The following is a 23,130-nucleotide window of genomic DNA, read 5'->3' on the forward strand; positions in this document are numbered from 1 at the left end:
CATACGATTCTCGCATATCCGTGGGACTCTTATTTACATATATCTTTGTTCTTCTATTAAAATTAATCATGCGCTTTTCTTTAAATAATCCAATAAAAAATCTATGTTTGAAAATCGAATCAATTTACCACCTGGTAACACTAACTCTGCAGCACCACATACAGATGTTGTTACTGTTGCATGTTCTGAATTTAAATTTTGTTCCGTTGATATCTTTATTTGTTTAAAATCTTCGTCACTAAAGTGACCTTCTCTTTTTAACCTTTTTGCTTTACCAATTAAAGATGCCATTTGTGCATGTGTAAAACCTAAAGTCGCATAAAATTCCTTACTTGAACCTGTCCAATTCTCCCATGCTACTAACACTTCAAACAATATGTCATCGGGGACATGCTTTAAATACCCTTTATCTGATACATAAGAACTTAACTTCCTTTTTAAGGTTACATTCTCCATTATCATCTCCTTTCTCTTCTATTATGATGACTATTTTAATCTAACAAATTTAATTTTTATTGAAATGTGGGCTTGTGCGATGATTTACCATCTAGCCTAGTTTCCTTATCGTCTTCTTGATCTTTATTAATTTCTGTATTTAGGTAAGTTAAGGAAATAATTTTTTCATCTTCTGGATAATTTAACACACTATTTAAAAAGTGAATTAAAACATCTTCTTTCTCCCCAAAAATGCGTTTAAAAACATAATCATTTTTAATGTCAAGCAATTCAAATTCCATTCCAGCTCCTTTCAAGTAAACGGATAAGGAGCATAAATTAAAAAAAATGAAATGTGTGGAGCTGACCAGAAACTGAACAAAGTTGAAAAAAAGTGAACAAGAAAGATTTGTTTTGAATTTAAATTATTATTTTATATAGCTAAAAATTTTAGATTTTTAATGTTTTTATTATTGCATTTTTAAAGGTGTGAACTTCAAATGAGGGGTCAGGATCAGTGATTAAAATTTTCTTTTAAGTATATTATTTCATTAAATTAACATTTTTACATTAAATTTCATTCTTTTTACTTAATATTGCATAAAATTTAATATCAATTAAATATAATAAATACAAGCAGACAAATTAAATTTTTTAACCACTAGTAATATTAATATTTTAAAGGTACTAAATACACATTTAATTTTGAAGAATATTTATCTACATAGATTTTTAGATTAATATTACTTGAAGAACCTGTTTCTAAATATCCTATTTGAGAATAATCTAATGAAATATTTTCTGTTGAACGATTAATTATATTATAACTATTTGCGTTGAATTTTTCTAAACACTTTTTTGGAAATTCAGCCGAATAATCTGCATTATAAAAGCTTGTCGTACTATGTTCTTGATTAATGTCACTAAAATCATTTATTATAGGGCCATAGTGACTAGAATTTTTTCTAACGGATTTTATTTTAAATATTTCACCGTTAGAACTTCCTTTTTTAGTAATTGATAAATTTTTAATATAACTATATGGATTATTGAAATAAATATAATCTGTATAGTTATTTAAATTTTTATAATAAGAAACTGTATTAGGATCTATTTTTAATTTTTCATTATTATATCTTTCAGTTAAATATAATCTCCAACAACTTTCCGCACCATACTCACAACTTCTAATATCAGTTTTTCGTTCTAAATACTTACTATCAAATGTAACATTTTGTTTAACGATTGATAAATAGTTGCCACTTGTAATTTCTGTACCAGCACCGCCTGCACATGAAAAATTTTCATAATTACTATTTGGTATTACATCATAGGAACGCTTATTATTGATTAAGATTCTTGATTTATTCCCACCTTTATACTTAACATCATCATAAAAACAAACAGCATACGCATTATAATTAACAGTAGTATCAATTGGAAGTGAGTAATAGTTAACAGTACCAGCTATATGGTCAGTATTTGTATATTCAAGCTTAATAGCACCTGGGGCATTCGCCCATTGTTCACAAGGATTACTCAATATAAAATTATCGTTTTTTGCTAAGCTGTCTACTCTTCTTTCAAGTAACTCATAGTTCATAGTTAAGGTTTCAAGTTTTGTTTTTAATTCATTAAAAACGGAATCGCGCCCAACAACTCTAAATGCGTTTAAATTATGTAAACCATTTTGCAATAAAGTAACTTGTTTTTTTAAGTTAGTAATATCTTCAGTGCAAGTAGCATTATTGTCTGTCGCTGTTGCTTGGGATATCACAGCGAGCGAGCTTAGATAAGTTAATATTTTTCCATATGATTTCATAATAAGCACCTTACTTAGTTTTAAGAATTAATTATTTTTTGCTTCAAGTTCTTGCAGTTTTTTTTCAAGATTTTTATATTTAAAATGAAGAATTCTAATTTTATCTTTTAAATCTTCAATTTCCATAGATCGTGTATTTTGTTTTTTGCGATCTTTATAGAGTAAGTCACTGGCAGTAACATACTCCGACTGTAGTCTATAAACGTCATCTTCCAATTGGTTTAATTGGTAAATAATGTCTTGTTCTTCAGCATAAGTTGGCATTGCCACGTTTGCTGCCAAAGAAATAAAAATAATTTTTAATAATTTCATTTATAATATTACCTTAATATATAAAGTTTAAAAAAAATCAAAATTTCAAGTATCAATTTATACAAATTTTGTCAATTTTAAAATTTAAAAATAAATTTTGACTAAATTAAATAATAATAATAAATAAACAACACTGTGCATTGATAGTGTGCAAATTTAATTTTGTAATTTTATTTTATAGGTGAGTAATTCTTTATGTACTTAAAATATTTCCCACTTTTAGCAATGTGTTGTTTTCAAGTATCAATCCATGCGCAAGGTACGGAGCAGGCATTCAAAAGAAGCAAACGAAGCGTTGTGTGGAATTTACCTGATCAGTTTTTTAAAACCCTTACTATGAATAATCAATCTTTATGTTTAACAAAAACAGATACTAACAATTTTGAATGTTTTAGTTTATATGCAAATCAATTGAAATTGCCTCCAGAGCAGCAAAAAAATATTGGAAAGTTTAAAAAAGTAACTGTGGGGGAAAGACATGTTTGTGGATTAGGAGCAGAAGATAATTTAACTTACTGTTGGGGTAGTAATGAAAATGGTCAGCTTGCAACAGGTGGTACTGAAAATTTATCACAACCTACAAAAGTTTTTACTAGCACTAACTTCACACATTTTGCATTAGGTTTTAATAATACTTTTGCCTTAGATGACTCTGGAAAAATTTGGGGTTGGGGTAGCAATAAATTTGGCCAACTTGGCTACTTTAATTATGATTTAAATTCCTACTACCCCTATCAAATTAGCAATGATGACGATAAATATTTTTTAATTACAGCTGGAGACGACTTTTTTTGTAGTATTTCAGAAGAAGGAGAAGATAGTTTTGGGAAATATGGAAAAATATATTGTTTAGGGAAAGGTTACTCGCAAGTTGAAACCGAAGAAACGTTACTTGATACGGCAAATGAATTTTTAAAATTAAGTAATAATAATTACTATTCTATAAGTTCTTCAATGTATCACACATGTGCCATAAATAAACAAAGAAAAATTGAGTGTTGGGGTGAAAATAAGTATGGACAAGTAGGTTTAAATCCTTTAAGTAATGCATATGTCCTAAGACCATTCTTAGTTACCCATCCAACCGATAGCGAATTTAATAATAGTCAATTTAAAAGTATAGTAACAACCCCAAATGCAACTTGTGGAACAACAGATACAAATAAAACCTATTGTTTTGGCGATAATACTTTTGGCCAGCTTGGCTATAAATTAGGGAATGAAGCTATAAAAGAAGAAAATGGTTTTCGTTATTCTATTCAATATTTTCCAAAGAAATTGGATAAAAATTCAGATGTCATAAATAAAAGTTATGTAAGTTTAGCAGGGAACTCCAGAACATTATGTGGGCTAACACAACAGCAAGAATTAGAATGTTGGGGCTTTACTGAAAAAAATTACTTTAAAGAAATTAGTTTAGGCGATGATTTTTACTGTGGATTAAGCTTTAAAGGCACTCGCGCACTTTGTGGAAGTACTAAAAAAAGTAATGATAATCATTTAACCCATCCTTGGAACACAACAGTTCAGTTTCCTTGGGTAAGTAAAGAAGAATTCATACAAGTAAGTTCTGGTGAATTTGCGGTATGTGGAATAACTAGTGAAAATGTAAATAATACTTACTGTGCATTTAATAAAAAAACTCCATTTTTTACAGATAAATTTAAATTTAAAAAAGTAAATTTACCCAATTCAAGTTTAAAAATAGCAGTAGGGGACAGTCATGTTTGCGCTATTCAAAAAGATAATGGACAAATTTATTGCTCAGGAAATAACGCATTTGGACAATTAGGAATAGGCTCATTTCGTTCTACAAAATATGCAGTAGAATTTAAACCAATTGTTAATCCATTAAAAATTCAATTTAAAGATCTCGCATTAAGTGGCAGAACGACGTGTGGATTGTCAGTGACAAATGAAGTTTATTGTTTTGGCTCTAATGAATATGGTGAAATGGGATCTACCTTAATAGCTTCTATGTCTAAAACAACACTTCATAAAATAAAAGATTTAAAATTAAAAACTATTGTCGCAGGAAACAAACATTTTTGTGGTGTAACATTAGACGATACCGAAAACAAAAATAAACTATATTGCTGGGGTGACAATTCCTTTGGGCAAGTAGGAAAACAAAATATTGCAGACCCATATCAAAATAACAATATCCATTTGCCATTTGAAGTACCCAATACTCAGAAAGTAGTTAGTGTTACAGCAAGTGAGCATACTACCTGTTTCTTAAATAAAAATAATGAAACCTATTGTTTAGGTAAAGACTTGGAAAATGTCTTTGAAGAAAGATCTTTAGCTTTTTTAAACCACATACCATATCAAGTGCAAAAAAATAATTCTTACACTTCAATTTCTTTAGGAAAGAAAATTGCATGCGGTATTTTAAAAACAGATAAAACAATAAATTGTTGGGGTATGAAAAATTAATTATTAGTAATATAAATTAATTTTAAATTTTCTTAATTTGATGTTTATTGAATAGAAGTTATTTTGACAGGTTTCATTTTTTAAATAAAAATGAATTACTTAATCTTTTTATAAGAGAATTTTTTCACTCATTTTTACAGATAATAAATAAAAACTAATGCTAATTAGTAGAATAGTTTTATGATTAGATGTCTATATTCTTTGCAAAAATTCTATGAATATTTATTTTTATAAATTAATTACGTGGCTTAAGAAGAAAAGTTCGTATATTGTAATAATTAGCCGATTTTTTCTCTACACTAGTTAGTGGATAATTATTGCAAGGATGGATTTTCGGATAAGGATCATCACTATGTGCTAGAGATAAGATGAAATTCAAATGAAATTCATTAAAATTCTTACAATTACGATCACTTGTTTCTGAATTTTCAGACACTATTCTAATTGTGCAATATCTCTCATTTATATCTAAGTATGTAACTTCCTTACTAACCTTATATACTCCAAATGAATTACAAGGATTAGGAATTCTTTTCGTGCCAACAGTTATATAATCAGCGTCATTTGAAGGATGATTTTGAACTTTGCTAAGTAAGTTTTGATAGTTTTGACTTAATGCCTCTACCTTTATTTTAAGATCGTTAATAGTAGCTAGCTGTGCTTTGTCTTTCCCACTTACCATAAAGCCTGTTAAATTTTTAACAGAAGTATCTAAAAGTTTAACTTGGTTTTTTAGAAAATTGACATCAGCTGTGCAAGTTTCTTGTGTATTTGCTATTGCAGTACTTGTTACCGTAACTGCTAGTAGGGTTGCAAAACCTTTTTTTATTATTTGCATAATGAACTCCTTTTACATATTTTTAGTTTTGTTATTATTTTGTTCTATTGCTTTTAAAGCCTCTTCAACTTTTTTTTCATTTTCAGTAATTTCTTTAATTTTGTCATCAAGGGACTTTAAGGTTTTTTCTTGTTTTTCTTCCCTTTCTTTTTTAATTTTCATTCGGCTTGTATAGGTAACAACTTCTGATTGCAGAGTATAAATATCATCTTCAATTTCATTAATTTGCGAAGTTAATGACTCGTTATTGGCAAAAACACTACAAGGAATAATGACGAAGGTAGGGAGAAGAAATTTTACTAATTTTTTCATATATGATTAAACCTATAGCAAATTATAAATAACCAACAAATATTTAAGTAACTATTTAATTAAATTTTGTCAATTTATAAAAATAAAAAAATATTTTTGACTAATTAATAAATTTTAAATATAAAAATAAATTAATGTGTATTTAATATGCAAAATCACATTTTATATTAATTTCAATAGAATATGAGAATTTTTTATGGTTCAAAAATTAAATTATTTACTCACTTTTACAACATTATTATGCATTTATGATGCAAATGCTAATGAAACAAGCATGAAAAGATCGAAGCGCAGTGTTGTGTGGAATAATCATGAGGAAAAATTTAGCAGTTTATTTTCAAATAATAGCTCGTTATGCTTAATAGCTAACAATAACAATTTATTATGTTATAATCTTCATTCTGATCCAAATAAATTACCACCCAATACACAAAAATTAATAGGTCAATACAAAACAGCAGCCGCTGGTGAAAAACATTATTGTGCAATTGGTTTGAATGATTCCGCTATTTATTGTTGGGGTAATAATGAAGAAGGGCAACTTGGTACTGGCGATCAACAAAATTCTTTCTTCCCAGTCAAAGTATATTCTTCTGAGTTGTTTACTAACTTAGCAGTCGGTAAAAATAATTCGTACGCTTTAGATAGTAGCGGTAAAATATGGGGCTGGGGCAGTAATCAATTTGGACAACTTGGTTATGCTAACTTAGAACTTCCTTCTTACTATCCTTCGCAAATTAGTTCAGATGAAGATGAATATTTTGCCATTTCAGCTGGAAATGATTACTTTTGTGCAATTGAAAATGAAGGTGAAGATACCTATGGAAAGTTTGGACAAATTTATTGTTATGGTAAAAATTTTACAGAACAAGAAAATGATGATTATCCTGAATACAATCCCTTAATTTTAAAAGGAATGGGTGCAAACCATTATTATGCAGTATCATCCGCAGTTAATCACACATGCGCCATAAATAAACAAAGGAAAATTGAATGCTGGGGTGAAAACAAGTTTGGTCAATTAGGCGTAAATCCAAATGTAAAAAAGTATTCTGATGTTTCTGTTTTAGTCACACATCCAAGCGACAATGAATTTAATAATAGTCAATTTAAAAATATAGTAACAACCCCAAATGCAACTTGCGGAACAACAGATACAAATAAAACATATTGTTTTGGAGATAATACTTTTGGCCAACTTGGTTATAAATTAGGGAACGAAGCCATTAAAGAAGAAAATGGTTTTCGTTATTCTATTCAATATTTGCCAAAGCAGCTAGATAAAAATTCAGATGTCATAAATAAAAGTTATGTAAGTTTAGCAGGGAACTCCAGAACATTATGTGGGCTAACACAACAGCAAGAATTAGAATGTTGGGGCTTTACTGAAAAAAATTACTTTAAAGAAATTAGTTTAGGCGATGATTTTTACTGTGGATTAAGCTTAAAAGGCACTCGTGCACTTTGTGGGAGTGCAAATAAAAGTAATGATAATTATTTAACCCATCCTTGGAATACAACAGTGCAGTTTCCTTGGGTAAGTAAAGAAGAATTCATACAAGTAAGTGCGGGAGAATTTGCGGTATGTGGAATAACTAGCGAAAATGCAAATAATACTTACTGTGCATTTAATAAAAAAACTCCATTATTTGAAGATAAATTTAAATTTAAAAAAGTAAATTTACCCAATTCAAGTTTAAAAATAGCAGTAGGAGATAGCCATATTTGCGCTATTCAAAAAGATAATGGACAAATTTATTGCTCAGGAAATAATGCATTTGGACAATTAGGAATAGGGTCATTTCGTTCTACAAAATATGCAGTAGAATTTAAACCAATTGTTAATCCATTAAAAATTCAATTTAAAGATCTCGCTTTAAGTGGCAGAACGACGTGTGGATTGTCAGTGACAAATGAAGTTTATTGTTTTGGCTCTAATGAATATGGTGAAATGGGATCTACCTTAATAGCTTCTATGTCTAAAACAACACTTCATAAAATAAAAGACTTAAAATTAAAAACTATTGTCGCAGGAAACAAACATTTTTGTGGTGTAACCTTAGACGAAACTGTAAATAAAAATAAATTATACTGCTGGGGAGACAACTCTTTTGGGCAAGTAGGAAAACAAAATATTGCAGACCCATATCAAAATAACAATATCCATTTGCCATTTGAAGTACCCAATACACAAAATATCGTTAGTGTTACAGCAAGTGAGCATACTACCTGTTTCTTAAATAAAAATAATGAAACCTATTGTTTTGGCAAAGACTTGGAAAATGTCTTTGAAGAAAGATCTTTAGCTTTTTTAAACCACATACCATATCAAGTGCAAAAAAATAATTCTTACACTTCAATTTCTTTAGGAAAGAAAATGGCATGCGGTATTTTAAAAACAGATAAAACAATAAATTGTTGGGGTATGAAAAATTAATTTTCAAAGGAGTTGAAAATGCGAAAAAAAATATATCATTTATTGCTAGGAATAGCTTTTGTATCATGTAATAAAAACTCGGAACAAAATGTTCAAGAGTACGAAAATAATAAAGTAAATGCAATTAGCAGTTATTCTGCAAATAGTTCATTTCAAAATATTTCAAGTATAGATAAAATAAGCAAAGAACAAATTGATTACAGAACAAAAAACTGTCCTATCACACACTCTAATTTAACTTCTGAGTTAGGAACTTTAATTAAAGATTTTAAGCAAGAAAATTTATTGAGTGTCGAAAACAGAAATACAATTCCTATTTTTAAAATTTTAGAACAAACTAGCGCATTAGTTTCTGATAAGGCATCAAATATAACTTCAATTCATGGTTGTTACTATCCTGAAATTTATTTAACCAATGCACTAATGATGAATGTGCTTCAGCAAATTCCATTTATCCCTTTCAATCAAGAAAATTTAAATATTACAAATGATTCTGCTGATGATTCATTTGAACAAACAAACTGGCGTGACCTTGAGCAACTAAAAAATAGTCGTTTTGCAAAACTAAATGGCTTAATTCGTTCTGCAACAATTGCAAGAAAAGTAACTACAGTAGAAAAAGCAACTTTAAATACTGCAAATAAATTAAAAGCAAAAGTAGATGGCGCAGATGTTTATTTATTTGATACTGGAGAAATACAACAAAAAGAAACTTATTATGCAAATACATTAACACTTGCTAATTCATTACTAGCTATAGGCTATTATGAACGCGCACATTTTCGTTGGGATGGAAGTTTTTCGGCAAATGAATTAAATATGCCTGTGAATATGCCAAATGAAAATTTGCAAAATATCATTGATAAAATTTATTTAGGAAATTCATCAAGTACTAATAATTTAGTTCCTTTAAAGTATGTCATTGCTTACGATTTACTTATGGCAAATAAATATGCCAACGAAGCTACTGAGCTAGATTATAAAAATACTTCATTTTGTGATGGCAAAAATATTTCTACACACCTAATTCCTGTTTGTGCAGAAGCAAAAAAAATACAAGCCAAAGCTTATGATGTTGACTTAAAACGTCTTATCTGTACGTCTGGAAAAGAAATTGAAACACCAATTACAAAAGAAGACTATTTAAATAATTATTTTTGGGAAGAAGCTGTTTGTGTCGATTATCTAGAAACAAATCCAAGCTTAAAAAATATGCATTTAAAAGCAAATGGTGAATCTTACCATTCTTTAAATTATGGGTACTTAAACCCCTTAAAGCTAGATGAAAAGTTAAATTCTTTTCAAAAAACATTCCAAAATATCAAACAAAGACTCGATCAAATTCGTTTTATTGAAAAAATTGATTTTGGAAATAAGCAAGTTGAACTTTCTAACGCTGTTGTTAATTTAAAAGCTGAAAAAGAGTTGCTATTAAAACAACAAAATAAAGTCAGAGAAGAAATTACCTTAGCTGAATTCAATAAACAAACTTCAGAAATTATTGCTGAATCTTATAGAGAAGAAAAAAAGAATTTAGAAATAGAGCAAAGTAATTTATTTAGAAATTATGTCACTCAACATTCAAGCTTGAAATCGTTAGAAAAGCTAAAAGGAATTTTAGATAGATACGAAAACGATAAAGCAACAGCAATTAACAATTATAAAATAGAATATTGCGGTTCGACTGATGTTAATGCTTGTAATGGCGGAAGATATGGACTACAAAATAGGCTAATTAATGAAAGAATGATTACTGTAAAAAATGATTGGACAAACGAATGTCTCAAAGACGCCCAATCATTAAGTAATATTTATCGCCAAATTGGTAAAACTGGTTGTGATATTAAAAATATTATGCCTAATATGCATGGGAAAAGCGAAAATGAAATTTATAACGCGTTGCAAGCAGGATTAAAAAATAATCCAAATATCACTCCAACCTGTCAAGCAGCGGCTATAGCTGAGTCGCGCACTCAAATTCGGAATAAAAAATTAGATGATTTTTTAAGGAATTTTAAACCGGGGAAAGAGTGTAAAAGTATTTATAAACCAGTAAGTAGAAATTGTGGAGATAGGGATAATAATTGTACAGGAGGAGTAAACTATGTTTTTGATAGAGAAGAATGCAAAGACAATGTTGAAAAATTTCGCAATTTAATAAATGAACTAGGTCTTGATAGATCAAAATTAACAGAAAACAATAGCACTGAAAGTATTCATTCTTACTTTTCAACGTTAAGGGTAGACTCATCCCAAACTGAAGCCATGCTTAAAATGCATTCAGATAAAATATTACTAGAACGAGTATTAGAATTATCCGAATCCAGCAAAGATCAACTTATTCAATCGCAAGATGGGTTTTGTGCAAATCGTTTATCGGAAATGGAAAATGGAATTCGTCCACAATTTGATAGATTGTTGCAAGTACGTTCTGAGTTTGAACAATTACAAATGCAAAGATTACAAATTACAAAATCTATCAATGACGATCAAATTGAATTCGACAGAGTTGTAAATGAAAAACGGGTGCAATTAGCCGATCAAATTCAAAGTTTACAGCAAACAAATAAAAATTTAGCAAAACAATTAGGCTTAAGCCAAAGTTTTGAACAGTTAGTTGCAAGTAAAGCTCAGGATTTAATTTCTTCCGAATTCGCATTTGCAAATTTTTATTCTAATAATTTAAATGCATTTTATTATTATCCAATTAAAAGTATTGATTTAAAAATAAAATCACAAGAAACGCAAAATTTAGCCGCAAAAACAAATGTCATTATTGCGCAACAAAATTTAGAAATTAATAAAAAACAAATTGAAAATAATGATATTTCCATTTTGCAAACAGAACAAAAAGTAAAATCACATGATTTAACAAAATACCTTATTACTTCTTTAAAAGTAAATACAAATAGCTTTCAAAATGAGCTTGAATATCTAAAAGATTTAAATGAACTATCTAGACAAATGGTATTTGTCGCATCAAATAGATTGTTACAAATGAATCCCAACTATACCTTAGACTTTAACGTGTTATACGACCTTTCAAAAGTTAAAGTGTTTTGTAGTTATCTTGCTAGTTTTGAAGATGGTTTGGTTTGTTTAAATTATTTAAAGAGCTTAAAAGAAAACTTTGACTTTAGAACTGAAAAAAAGTTTGCAAAAATTAAAAAGGGCATGACTTTTAAAATTTATTCTTCTGACTTAAGAAAAACTAAAGATGATGACGATGATGAAGTAACTGAGTTGCAACAACATAAAGATAATTTGTTACTCAATGAATTAAACGATTCGGGAAGAATGCTTGTAAATATTGATGAGCAGTTTTTAATTGACAAAGGATTCTTTCCAAGAAAATTTGTCGATGAATATTATCGTGCACGTATTTTAGGAATGACTGTAAATATTATTCAGAAAAACCTAAAAAACAAAAAATATATAGACATGCCTTTTGATGAAACAGAAAGTATTGCTTATGTCTTACATGATGGTTTAAATGCAGAAAAATCTGCCGATTTATTTCAATGCAATAGCAATTATTCAACATTTTCACAAAAAATGTACGAACGGTTTATGCATGTGTTAAATAATAATCCAAATAAACTAAAAAATTATAGCAGATCAATGAAATATTTATTTTCTGCTGAACAATTACAAAATATCATGTGCACAAATGTCTTTGCTATTCACACAAAAGGAATTACAAAAGACAATTCTCAGTTGAAATATGTTAATGCAAAGAATGAACTAACATCTATTTCTTTATTTAATAAAGATAAAGATATTAATTCGCAATCAAAATCAATTTTAAAAGTTGCAAGTTTTGATTGGATTGAAAATTTGAAAGATGATCCAACCAGTTCTCCTGCACCAAGTGAAGTGTTTTGGCAGCCATTAACAGGTCATATGACTGATACTTTGACCCAAAATTTTCAAATTGGTAACTTAACAAGACAAATTTACGAATGTATTAATTCTTCTTCATTAGATTCGTCAAATTGTACTATAGCAAATAATACGGTTTATAAATCGTTTGCAGGCTTTCCATTGTTAGGTAAGTATACGTTTGTATATGCGCAGCATGAAAAAGATAAAATTAAAAATTTAAAAAGAACACCAGATAAACAAAGTTCCATAGAAGGAATAGAAATCGATATTATTTATTCAGAATAACAACGATACACGCCCTTTTAACAGAAAGGGCTTTTTTTAATTTCAAGGACGAATATGCAAAAATTAAATAATTATATTAAATTTATTATTCTTATTTTATTCTCACATTTATATTCAAATATAGCATTTGCTGAAGTATTTTCAGCACCTACTCTATCAAAACCATCAGCTCCTGGTACTTTTGGGGCGAGGCAATTAGATTGGACTGTTAGCGATTTAGGTGAAGTTGGTTATAGCATTCCAATTGCAGCTCCTGCATTAAAACAATTAAGCATGAATTTAAGTCTCAATTACTCACCAACGCATGCCTATGGTGATGCTGGAGCGTTTTGGAATTTTTCTTTAATGAAAGTTTCTTTAGATTTAAAAAGAGGACAAACACAATTTTTAACCCGTAATTTATGTACGCAGTCAATGGCAGACAATTTAAATATTAATGGGACAAAATTAATACCACAGTCTCCAGGTATTTGGATGACTTCTTTAAATTCAGGAAGAGATATATTAAAATGCCATGAAAATGGATTTGTTTTTTATAAATCTACAGGGGATATTTTTCATTTTGGTTTGACTCCAGAATCTATCAGTATGACTGCGAATGGAGAGGCCATTGAATGGCTTATAAGTAAACACTCTACTTTTCGTGGTAAACAAGAAATATTTTATGAATACGAAAAGCCAACAGGCCAACCTACTGAATTTGGTTTAAGCAATACAAATATTCCTAACTTGTATGCAAAGCCAATGTTAAAAAGAATTTACTCTGATGATGTTGAGCTACAAATTCAATATCAAGAAAATACTTTTAAAAATTTGCATTTTTATGGTGGCATTCCACAAATTTTATTTGGTAGAGTTTCTGAAATTTCTGTATTAAAAAATACCCATTTATTACGCAAATATGTTTTTCAATATGAAGATTCTGCAAAAGTCGCCTTTCCTAGACTTTATTCCATGCAAGAATTGGGTAGTGATGGAAAAAGTGCCTATCCAAAAACAATTTTTAGCTATCGAGGAAGCAACTCAACCGTTAGTAATGAATTAAGCAGCGTGAATGAAAAGTTTGATAGGTCTTTTCCAAGCTTTTCAGACAACTATTTTAAATTTGCAGATTTACTAAGCACAGGTAAATCACAAATGTTATATCAGGCAGGCAGTGATTCATTTTGGTTAACTTCATTTGACCCTACTAAAGTTTTTGCCGCAGAACCAAATGGAGGACTGGTAACTACCCAAAAAATAAAAGTAAGACTAGAAGCATATACTCAATACAGTAAAAATTTAAAAGATTTGCAGTTTGTGGACTTAATGGGAACAGGAACGACTGATATTTATAGTTCCAATGGCGCCAATCCTGTTATTTTATTAAATGACCGAAAATTTAATGAAAAAGGCGAATTGATTTTTAAACGCTATGCAAGACTTAGTCGTGATGACTACGATTTTATCAGACAATGTGGTTTAGACCCTAGAAAGTGGAAAACTTTAAATTTAACTGGACAAGGGCGCAGTGATTTTCTTTGTATCGGTAATAAAAATGCTTTTATTTTAATAAATAAAGGAATGAAATTAGTTGATGCTAAAGAAAATAGGTATGAAATAATCACAAAAAGATTAAAAGTTAAATTAGATTATAACTTGCAATCAACGCTTCAAGATGACTACGCAATTGTTGATTGGAATGCCGATGGACTTTCTGATTTGCTTATTAATCATGGAAATAGTATTTATTTATTACTTAATACAGGTAATTTTGCAAAAGGTGAAAATCAAAGTAGCTTTTTTGAAAAATTAAACTTAGGACTATACCGTTACCTTGGCGGTATCAAAGCTTCAAAAATGCTTATTGGTGATTTTACTGGTACAGGCTTACCAAGTATTAATTTTAAACATAGCCGTTTTTTAATTAATCACGGTTTAGGAAAACCCTTAACAGAATTATACATTGAAAATATTAAAAAATTTAATCCTGAATATGCTGCTGTTGTCCAGTTAACAGGAACTGGCAAGCAACAAATTTTTGCTGCCACACCCGCTACACATGGTAACGCAATTATTGAACTTGCGAGTCGTTCCTTTCCAAATCATTTGCACTCAGTGGTTAGCGCAGATGGTAGATTTTTAAGTTTTAACTACACATCTTCTGTGTTAGAAAATCAAGAAGCAATTACAACAGAACAAGATGTTGAAGTGAAACAGCTTGAAATGCAACAACCTATCATGCCTGTTGTCTTGCCTTTACTAAAACAAATAGGTTTCTCAGATGGGATTAACCCCACAAGAATGACTCGTTATGCATATCGCTTGCCTAGATTTGATAGTTACTTAAATAAGTATCTAGGTTTTTCACTGGTAAGAAAACAAAATGTTGGTGATGAAACGCAATTAGGTACCTTACAAGAAAAAAGATTTTTATCAGGTGTACGCTTAAGTGAAGTTGAAAAATTCTCTGGTTTTGTTGATTATCGCTTACAATCTGAAAAAAATGTGATTCAACATGAAATGTTGCAGCAATGTTTAAATCCATCTTTAACTGCTGAAAATACTCAATGGTGTACTGACTTAGCTGGTTTTTCTTATTATCAAAAATCTGGTGCGGCCTTAGATTCTCTTTCTTTTGCGACAGGGCAAATTAATAGTAAAGAAAATTATACATTAGAAAATAATAATTTTGATTTAAGATTTTTTTCTGCAAGTGAATATTCAAGTAATCCTTCTTTGCAAGATAAAAAACCAGAATTGGCAAATGTTTTAAATATTACTGAGGAAACAGAAAAAAGTGGTGAAAATTATTTAACTTATCAAAAAATACATAGTAAAGTAACGCATGTCTATGATGAACTTGGTAGACTTATTACAACGCAACAAAAAAATTCTTCATTGCTTAATGGGGAAGATAAAGTTACTAATTACACTTATTTTTGTCCGTTATCGCACCCAGAAAATTTAAAAATATATTGTGATCAAGTTTCTTTAGAACAGGTATCTTCTTCACTTGGAAATGTAAAAACAATTACTAAAAAAATTGAATATGATTTTCAAACAGGCTTGCCGATTGAAAATTGGGAAGCCAATCAAGCTGGTGATTTAGTTTTACAAGAATCTGCAACTTATGACCAATTTGGTCGTCTCACAAAATTAAAACAAGAAACAGGTGAATATTCTATATTTCATTGGAATAATTCTAATGGAAATTTAAACAGTATCCAAACACATAATGATATCACAACTGAAGCGCAATATAATGAATTTGGTAATATAGTTAAATTATCTAATTCTAAAAATAATATTTCAGAGTTTGGATATGACAGTTTTGGAAGAGTTGTTTCTTATAGTAAAAATCAAGCCAGCGAACCACAGTTAAAAATTGTGCATATAGCACAGAAGTCTTGGGATATATTTATTAATTGGTTAAAGAAAGTATTTGGATTAGGTGGAGTAAGTAATAATAATCAATTAAACACTGATAATTCAACCCATGTTTTTGAAAAATATGAATATGCATTTCCTAAATTAGAGTTTCAAAATGGTTTAACACTAGAAGAAAATTTAGAACAAATTAATGAATTTGATAAATTGTTGCCGCAATTTACAACAGCTTCATCTTTTACTGAACAAACGGTTGGAAAGTTTAGTAACCATAAGATGAATCCAGGGTATATAAATACTTATCGCAGAAATAGCATAGATCAAGAACTAACATTAGTTGCAAAAAATTGGCTTTCAGGTGCAGATGAAGTTTTGTATTCAGCATCGAAAATAGGTGTTGATAGATTTTCTCTAGCAAATAAAGCAAGTATAAATTCTTTAGGAAAAGTTTATAAAGAATATTTAAATTCTGAAATTAGTTTCCAAAATGTTTTAGCCAATGAATTGCCAAATAAAAATACATTTAAAGTTAAATCAATTTATGAATTTTATGCCAATGGGGAAATTAAAAATCAAGAGTTTGATGAAGGAATTAAACAAAGTTTCAACCAAGGTGTGGACTATGTTGAATCTATCTCTCCTGAAGGAAGAAGAACAAAAACAATATTAAATGATATTGGGCAAGTTGTAACGAAACAAATTGGTTTAGACAATCAAGGGAATGTAAGTAATGAAACATTGATTACAAATGTAACCTATGATGCTTTAAGTCGAATTATAAAAGTTACAAATAACGATGGTTTAATTGCTGAACAGCTTTATGCCGCAAATAATAAAGTCATTGCTCAAACAAATAACTTTTTAGGTGTGTCACAATTTTTCTATGACAATTTTGGTCGCTTAACACAAAATGCAATTTGTCCAGTTGGTACAAATATTGGCAATTGTAATATGCTTGAATCTTCTATTCTTTACAAACAATTTAACTACGATGGATTAGGAAATTTAGTTAAAGAAGAACACACTCGGTTTGAAAGAGCAAAAGGAACGCATGCCAAAGAAGTTATTGAATATACTTATGGATCATTAAAAAATAAAAATAGAGCTGAAGATATTGGTTTACCAATAATAATAAAAGTAAATTCAATAAATGAATTAGGGCAAAATGAAAGTATAAGAAATTATGCTTATAATAGTGAAGGTCAAATTTCAACTGATGAATTAGAATTGTTTCTTTATAAAACAAAAGGCTCTCCAACTGGTTTAATTAAAGAAAGAAAAAGTATAAGTGTTTATCAATCTTATCAAGTATCAGATTTTGCTGGAAATGTAGTACAGTTAAAATCAAGAGGCGGTTTTTCTAGAGAGCATTTAAATAAATTAGAAGACAAATATTTTACTGGTTATGCCGTCCAATATTTAAATGGAATTTCACAAATTGATAAATTAAGTTTCCTTAAAGATGGAAAAGAACAAAGTGTCCCTATTCAAGGGTTAAATTATGATTCTGAAGGCTACTTAAGTACTGTTTACTTAGAAAATAATTTAAAATTAAAATCCTGCTGGCACAAAAGGAAAGAAATTCCAATTGCGTTTTGGGCTGGTAAAGCTACTGAAAACGTAGATAATTTATGTAATGAAACAAATACAGCTAACAGTGGATATTTTCATACCCGTTGGAAATATAATAATGATTTATTTCCAATAGAAACGAAAGACTTTTCTACATTTGTAGATAAATCTATTTCATTAGCTGGCAATTCAAAGTTTACTTATGACCAACAAGGGCGTTTAAAATCAAGTGAAGGTTTTACTAATAATTCAATTGGTTGGGGTAAAATTGATTATTCATATTCCGTTGGTGGAAAAATAGAGAAAATTGTTAGATCTGGAAATTTTGTTAAGGATAGATTGAGTGACGGATTTGATACTCTAGAAGAAAATTATCATTATTCAAACCAAAATCAGCTTGGTGTATTACAGTCAGTTACTTCTAGATCAGGAAAACAATCTGCAATTTCAAAATTTACTCATGATGGTATTGGCTATCGTGAATTTGGTGTTTCACCAACTCTTGCTGTTTTTACAAAAAGCAAAAATAGTAATCAAACTGAGGAAAACTGGACTAATCCACAACAAATTCCAATGCAAAAATACGCTTGGAGTGGACGTGGACAATTATCAGGCGTATTTTCTGCATTTGAAAATAGTAAAAATCAGATTGAAGCAGCTGAATTGCTTAATTTAAAAATGAGCGATGAAAAGGGCAATCAACTTGCAGAGTTTGATTCTGTTACGTTGAATGAAATTCTTGCTTCAGATAGTAAGAAAAAAACTTACGAAACTGAAATTACGAAGTTACCAAGAAATGTTCAATTTTCTAATGGAATTAGTTTTGAACGAGATGAAATTCATTTTGATATCCAAGTGGGTAGTTTTGCTTCATTAAGATTAATTACAAGATATCCAGCACTCAATGCAACAAATCCTGAATCTTTAAGTAAACAAGAAATGCAAACAAGAAAAGAACTTGTTTTAAAAGATTTAGTGGGAAGTGTTACTCAGGTTTTAGATATCGATACACATAAAATTATTGAAAAAAATGCTAGCGAACCTTTTGGATTGAATAGAGGAATTCCTTTATTAACGAATAATGTTTTAAATCAATTTCAAACAGATAATAAAAGAGCTGAAAGTCAATTATATTTAAATCCACAAAGCAATATGCGAGAAAATTGGGATACAAAATCTTATGAAGTAATTAATTTAGATAGTTTAAATGATATTGATAAACAAGGTATGCGCGGCTCAAAATCCTTTGCAAAAGGGATATTCTCAGCATCTACTGGATTACACAATATGGGTGTGCGAGCTTACGATCCTGCACGTGGATTGTGGTTATCTCCTGATTTATTTATTGGCCAAAATTTTCATTTAATGTTTGAAAGAGTTAAAGAAGCCAATTTATTTCAATATGCTGGAAACAATCCTATAGCATTTAATGATCCGAGTGGGAAATTAAGTTGGGACAATTTAAAAGATAAATTCAAAGATGCGGCAAGCGGAAAAGTAAGTGGGCGTGGTCATGATATGTCCAAAAACCCAGGAAATTCAGGTGGGCTAGGTGGTAAGAATAATTTTTCGAATAGTAATAGTAATTTAAACTCTCTGAACAATCAAAGTTCTATTGTAAATGATTTCTTATCAAAAATTACATGGGAAAGAATTTATCCGAATATAGGTCCTTGGGGATTCAAATTAAATTATATAAAAAATTACATGGAAAGTAGTCAAAAGATTCAAATTACAATAAATATTCTTTCAGAAGCTGTTCAATATACTAGTATGGCTATGGGTGGTGTTGGTGCTGCAAATGCTATTTACCAAGGCATTACAAAAGCAAATTCATTATTTAGTTTTTTTAAAAGTATAGCAAAAAATCCTGGTATTTTAACTGGACAGATTAGTAAACAACTTTGTTTTGTAGCTGGTACTTTAGTTGTTACAGAAGCTGGTGCAAAAGAAATTCAAGATATTCGACCTGGTGATAAGGTAGCAGCAAAAAATCCTGAAACTGGTGAAATTGAATTTAAAACAGTTTTACAAACATTTGCACATGAAGAAGAATCTTTGGTTACGGTTGATGTTGGCTATGCAAATATTACAAGCACAGTGGAACATCCCTATTATGTTGTAGGTGAAGGTTATACACCAGCATTTCTTCTTACCCCCGGAAAGCAATTAGTCACTACTTCTGGTAAAACTCATTATGTTATTGGTGCGAAATTTAAACGCCAAAAACAAATGGTATATAATTTTGAAGTTGAAGATCATCATAATTATTTTGTATCGAATGATGGGTATTTGGTTCATAATGCTTGTAATTTAAACTCTACAGGTGGTAAGAAAATTCCAACTGCTGAGATTAAAGCACCTCCTGTTAAAAGGGGAAAACCTCCAACAGGACAAGATGGACATCCAATAGAATTGCATCATAGGAATAGGACTCCAAACGGGCCTATTGATGAAATGACAAGGACAGAACATAGATTGGGAGAAAATTTTAAGTTAAATCACCCAGGAAATTCTCCTACTCAAATTGATAGGAGTGAATTTGCAAAAATTAGAAATGAATATTGGTCTAAAGAATGGGACTCAGGGAGATTTATTAATGATTAATGATTTATTTATTGAAAAAATTCATAATAATTATAAATTAATAATTTGTTCTGAAAAGATTGGTTCGGTTTATGCTTACTTATTAAAAGAAGATAAAATTATATCAGATCTTTGGCTTTTTAATATTACTAGTTCTCCTATTACAGAACCTTGGAAGGAAAAAAAGATACCTCCATTTCAAAATTCAATAATATATGCTATTGAAAATGAATTTAATTATTCACAAATTGATGAAACTAATTATTGTATTATTTTCCAACAATCTCTTAAAAATGGGATTTATGCTAAAATTCTATTTTCTGGGTTCTTGATAGGTATAATCTCTGAAAATTTTAAACCTGGATGGTCAATTTTTTCCAAAAAAAATGGTCCTTTAGCTCAAAGAATGGTTGATTTTGATGAAAATTGATTTTTTAAAAAATTTTAATTTTAACTCTAGCGGTAGAAAAGCAACAGATGCAGAAATTAAATTATTATTGACAAAAGTAACATTTGTGCCAAATTGGTATTGTGAATTAATATTTAATTATCCTCTTATAAATAGAGGCATTGAAATTTCTCAAGATAAAGATCATTCTAGAATGGGAATTGATTTGTATTGGATGTCTCCTGAACAAACTATAGAGGAGTTATTTGATTACTATCCTGGAATTAATCTAAAATCTGAGAAAATATTTCCATTCGGTATTTGTGCTATGGGGTCAGGAAATCCTTATTTTATAGATACTAATTCTAGTAAATTTCCTGTCCTAAGAATTATTCATGATAATTTTGATGAAAATTTAAAAAATATTCATGAAATTGTCCAAATTAGTTTTAATGAATTCATTGAAAATGCTTTTCTCTATGAAAATTAATTAGAGCTCAAAAAAAATCATAATTCCTTGAGTATTTTTTAATTTATAGTTGTAATTGTTTTTATTGTTTGAAATGAAAATTGTTATGAATAGTAATAACGGTATATATAATAAATTATATACAATTGTAAAATCATTACTTGTTCGAAAAGACTGGTTTAGATATAAAAGGTGATATTAGTTTTCTATAAGTAGAGTTTTCTAAAAAATCACTATTAGATTCGGGCATTAAAAGACCTCCGGTAAAAGCAAAAATTCATCCGCCAGATGATAAATCAAAATATCATCACTTACATATATATGATGCAAAAGGAAATTCTTTGAGTAAGGATTTAATGAAAGTAAATAAACAGTCTTTAGAAGCACATATCCCTATTAAACAACCTTAATAAAGGCGGAAACTAATATGAAGAAAATAAATGATTTAAATAATTTGGATATTAAAAAAATATCATTTGCAGATTCTACAGTAGATAAATATATAAATGATGTAGAAAATAAAAGGCTATATTTCAAAGTAAGAAACGCATACTATAAAAATTTTAGAGATAATGATATTGTTGATCTTATTGATCTTTATAATGTCGAATTTTGGCTGAGTGATTGGGATAAAGTTGAATCAAAACACGACGTCGATGTATATGTTAGGAATGAAAAAGGTTTATATAAATGGAATAGGATTAATACTATAGAGTTAGGAAATGAATTTTTTACAGAAATTTTAGATTACAACTTAAATGATGAATATCTTGAATTTAAAGGTCCAACAGGTGATGGTTTTGCAGAATTAAGACTCTACAATGTAAAAAATATTAAAATTTATGTGTGTGAAGATGAGCAAGAAGATAAAGAATATTTTGAAAGAATAAAAGCTTTATACTTTAATGATTAAATATTTGCAGTAAAATACTTAAAGTTGTAAAAAATTAAAATGAGGAAATTTTCTTATTTAGATATTTCCTCATTATTTACTAAAAATAAATATTTTTAAAAAAAAATAAAAAATAATTTATAGAACTAGAATAAAAATATATTTTTAAATAATGTAATATAAGTTAAACATGATATTGAGCTTAAAGTGATTTGTTGGTTGTAGTTAAATAGGTCTCCAAATGAAAGTTAGATGTAAGTATAATACTATTGATGATATAGTAGATCAAAATATTCGAAATAAATTGCTGCGATATAAAGTAGATGGTATTAATCTTGAAAAAAATAAGGAATATAATGTATATGGTTTAAAGGTATTTGAAGGACAAATGTACTTTTTAATTTTTCCTTATTATGATTTGTTTATTCCATATACTTATTTGACATACTTTTTTGAAGTTATAGATCCAAGAATGTCTAAATATTTTAGATTTTATAGTAGTTTTGATAGTCATGAAATTAACTCGAAAGAGTGGATAAAAGACGAATTTTATTATGAAAAAATATTAGATGATTACTATGAAGAAATATATCGAGAATATAAAAAATTAATTGACACTGAATTTCCAAATTTAAGAATGCAATTACTAGAAATAAAAAATAATATTTCGTATTTTTCGAATCAATTTGGAAATATTGCTGGTATTGTTAATTATTTAAACTTAGAAAAAAATAAATGGTATGATGTTTGTATAGAATTTATCAATCCATTAGAGCTATATGTAAATTATTTTATAAACGATGATATAGATTTAAAAAGTATTGTTGCTGAAGATATGCTCATAATGAATTTAAAAATTGAAGAATTTAATGATGAATTTTTTAATGATGTATTTATTACAAATTTAATATGCTATTTTAACGGGAGTAAAATTAAAATTCCTATTATCCCATATCATGAGGAAATAAAAAAAGGCGATTATATTAGAATTAAATATAAAACTAATTTTATTAAAATTAATATATTAGATGAATAGTTAGAAATAATATAAATATTTTTGTAAATAACAATCTTAGAAATGGGTTTTTA

At 28.7% G+C, this 23,130-nt stretch carries 14 protein-coding genes; 8 read left to right on the plus strand and 6 right to left on the minus strand.

The genetic code is table 11. The features are described 5' to 3' along the window. Window positions 1-66: 66 nt before the first annotated feature. From QEJ31_RS10920 to QEJ31_RS10935, 4 genes are all read right to left on the minus strand, one after another. Window positions 67-456 (minus strand): hypothetical protein, encoded by a 390-nt coding sequence (locus tag QEJ31_RS10920; protein ID WP_280590086.1) that lies wholly within the window; start codon window positions 454-456, stop codon window positions 67-69. Window positions 457-512: 56 nt separating this feature from the next. Further along, window positions 513-737, minus strand: coding sequence for a PD-(D/E)XK nuclease family transposase (locus tag QEJ31_RS10925; protein ID WP_280590087.1), 225 nt, complete (start codon window positions 735-737; stop codon window positions 513-515). 368 nt (window positions 738-1,105) lie between these two features. Continuing rightward, the gene (locus QEJ31_RS10930; protein ID WP_280590088.1) at window positions 1,106-2,257 is read right to left on the minus strand and encodes a hypothetical protein; all 1,152 of its coding nucleotides are present in this window, start codon (window positions 2,255-2,257) and stop codon (window positions 1,106-1,108) included. Window positions 2,258-2,284: 27 nt separating this feature from the next. Further along, window positions 2,285-2,569 (minus strand): hypothetical protein, encoded by a 285-nt coding sequence (locus tag QEJ31_RS10935; RefSeq protein ID WP_280590089.1) that lies wholly within the window; start codon window positions 2,567-2,569, stop codon window positions 2,285-2,287. A gap of 195 nt (window positions 2,570-2,764) precedes the next feature. Between QEJ31_RS10935 and QEJ31_RS10940 the strand changes: the two genes are divergently transcribed. Further along, a complete protein-coding gene (locus tag QEJ31_RS10940; protein ID WP_280590091.1) occupies window positions 2,765-5,008 on the plus strand; it encodes a hypothetical protein in 2,244 nt (747 codons plus the stop codon). Window positions 5,009-5,243: 235 nt separating this feature from the next. Here QEJ31_RS10940 and QEJ31_RS10945 read toward each other — a convergent pair whose 3' ends face one another. Then, window positions 5,244-5,846, minus strand: a complete 603-nt coding sequence (locus tag QEJ31_RS10945) for a hypothetical protein (RefSeq protein ID WP_280590092.1) — start codon at window positions 5,844-5,846, stop codon at window positions 5,244-5,246. Window positions 5,847-5,858: 12 nt separating this feature from the next. Then, window positions 5,859-6,158 carry a hypothetical protein gene (locus QEJ31_RS10950; RefSeq protein ID WP_280590093.1) on the minus strand — a complete coding sequence of 100 codons (300 nt, stop codon included), beginning with the start codon at window positions 6,156-6,158 and terminating at the stop codon, window positions 5,859-5,861. A gap of 196 nt (window positions 6,159-6,354) precedes the next feature. On the opposite strand from QEJ31_RS10950, the gene QEJ31_RS10955 reads away from it, so the two are divergent. The 7 genes from QEJ31_RS10955 to QEJ31_RS10985 all read left to right on the plus strand — a co-directional run bounded on the left by QEJ31_RS10955 (window position 6,355) and on the right by QEJ31_RS10985 (window position 23,077). After that, window positions 6,355-8,595, plus strand: a complete 2,241-nt coding sequence (locus tag QEJ31_RS10955; protein WP_280590094.1) for a hypothetical protein — start codon at window positions 6,355-6,357, stop codon at window positions 8,593-8,595. 18 nt (window positions 8,596-8,613) lie between these two features. Then, entirely contained in the window at window positions 8,614-12,765 is a 4,152-nt protein-coding gene (locus QEJ31_RS10960; RefSeq protein ID WP_280590095.1) for a hypothetical protein, read from the plus strand. A 54-nt stretch (window positions 12,766-12,819) separates the two neighbouring features. Beyond that, on the plus strand, window positions 12,820-20,313 hold the full coding sequence (locus QEJ31_RS10965; protein WP_280590096.1) for a polymorphic toxin-type HINT domain-containing protein: 7,494 nt from the start codon (window positions 12,820-12,822) through the stop codon (window positions 20,311-20,313). Continuing rightward, window positions 20,306-20,722 (plus strand): hypothetical protein, encoded by a 417-nt coding sequence (locus tag QEJ31_RS10970; protein WP_280590098.1) that lies wholly within the window; start codon window positions 20,306-20,308, stop codon window positions 20,720-20,722. The genes QEJ31_RS10965 and QEJ31_RS10970 overlap by 8 nt, the downstream gene beginning before the upstream one ends. Next, window positions 20,712-21,170, plus strand: a complete 459-nt coding sequence (locus QEJ31_RS10975) for a hypothetical protein (protein WP_280590100.1) — start codon at window positions 20,712-20,714, stop codon at window positions 21,168-21,170. Before QEJ31_RS10970 ends, QEJ31_RS10975 begins: the two co-directional genes overlap by 11 nt. Before the next feature lie 406 nt (window positions 21,171-21,576). Beyond that, window positions 21,577-22,062, plus strand: coding sequence for a hypothetical protein (locus tag QEJ31_RS10980; protein WP_280590101.1), 486 nt, complete (start codon window positions 21,577-21,579; stop codon window positions 22,060-22,062). A 220-nt stretch (window positions 22,063-22,282) separates the two neighbouring features. Further along, the gene (locus tag QEJ31_RS10985; protein WP_280590103.1) at window positions 22,283-23,077 is read left to right on the plus strand and encodes a hypothetical protein; all 795 of its coding nucleotides are present in this window, start codon (window positions 22,283-22,285) and stop codon (window positions 23,075-23,077) included. The last annotated feature ends 53 nt before the right edge of the window (window positions 23,078-23,130 follow it).

It is taken from the genome of Pigmentibacter sp. JX0631, from assembly GCF_029873255.1.
Taxonomy (GTDB): Bacteria; Bdellovibrionota_B; Oligoflexia; order Silvanigrellales; family Silvanigrellaceae; genus Silvanigrella.

Excerpts from the sequence above, each read along its gene's own strand:
- QEJ31_RS10920 (WP_280590086.1), bottom strand. The coding sequence starts at position 456 with ATGGAGAATGTAACCTTAAAAAGGAAGTTAAGTTCTTATGTATCAGAT.
- QEJ31_RS10925 (WP_280590087.1), bottom strand. The coding sequence starts at position 737 with ATGGAATTTGAATTGCTTGACATTAAAAATGATTATGTTTTTAAACGC.
- QEJ31_RS10930 (WP_280590088.1), bottom strand. The coding sequence starts at position 2,257 with ATGAAATCATATGGAAAAATATTAACTTATCTAAGCTCGCTCGCTGTG.
- QEJ31_RS10935 (WP_280590089.1), bottom strand. The coding sequence starts at position 2,569 with ATGAAATTATTAAAAATTATTTTTATTTCTTTGGCAGCAAACGTGGCA.
- QEJ31_RS10940 (WP_280590091.1), top strand. The coding sequence starts at position 2,765 with ATGTACTTAAAATATTTCCCACTTTTAGCAATGTGTTGTTTTCAAGTA.
- QEJ31_RS10945 (WP_280590092.1), bottom strand. The coding sequence starts at position 5,846 with ATGCAAATAATAAAAAAAGGTTTTGCAACCCTACTAGCAGTTACGGTA.
- QEJ31_RS10950 (WP_280590093.1), bottom strand. The coding sequence starts at position 6,158 with ATGAAAAAATTAGTAAAATTTCTTCTCCCTACCTTCGTCATTATTCCT.
- QEJ31_RS10955 (WP_280590094.1), top strand. The coding sequence starts at position 6,355 with ATGGTTCAAAAATTAAATTATTTACTCACTTTTACAACATTATTATGC.
- QEJ31_RS10960 (WP_280590095.1), top strand. The coding sequence starts at position 8,614 with ATGCGAAAAAAAATATATCATTTATTGCTAGGAATAGCTTTTGTATCA.
- QEJ31_RS10965 (WP_280590096.1), top strand. The coding sequence starts at position 12,820 with ATGCAAAAATTAAATAATTATATTAAATTTATTATTCTTATTTTATTC.
- QEJ31_RS10970 (WP_280590098.1), top strand. The coding sequence starts at position 20,306 with ATGATTAATGATTTATTTATTGAAAAAATTCATAATAATTATAAATTA.
- QEJ31_RS10975 (WP_280590100.1), top strand. The coding sequence starts at position 20,712 with ATGAAAATTGATTTTTTAAAAAATTTTAATTTTAACTCTAGCGGTAGA.
- QEJ31_RS10980 (WP_280590101.1), top strand. The coding sequence starts at position 21,577 with ATGAAGAAAATAAATGATTTAAATAATTTGGATATTAAAAAAATATCA.
- QEJ31_RS10985 (WP_280590103.1), top strand. The coding sequence starts at position 22,283 with ATGAAAGTTAGATGTAAGTATAATACTATTGATGATATAGTAGATCAA.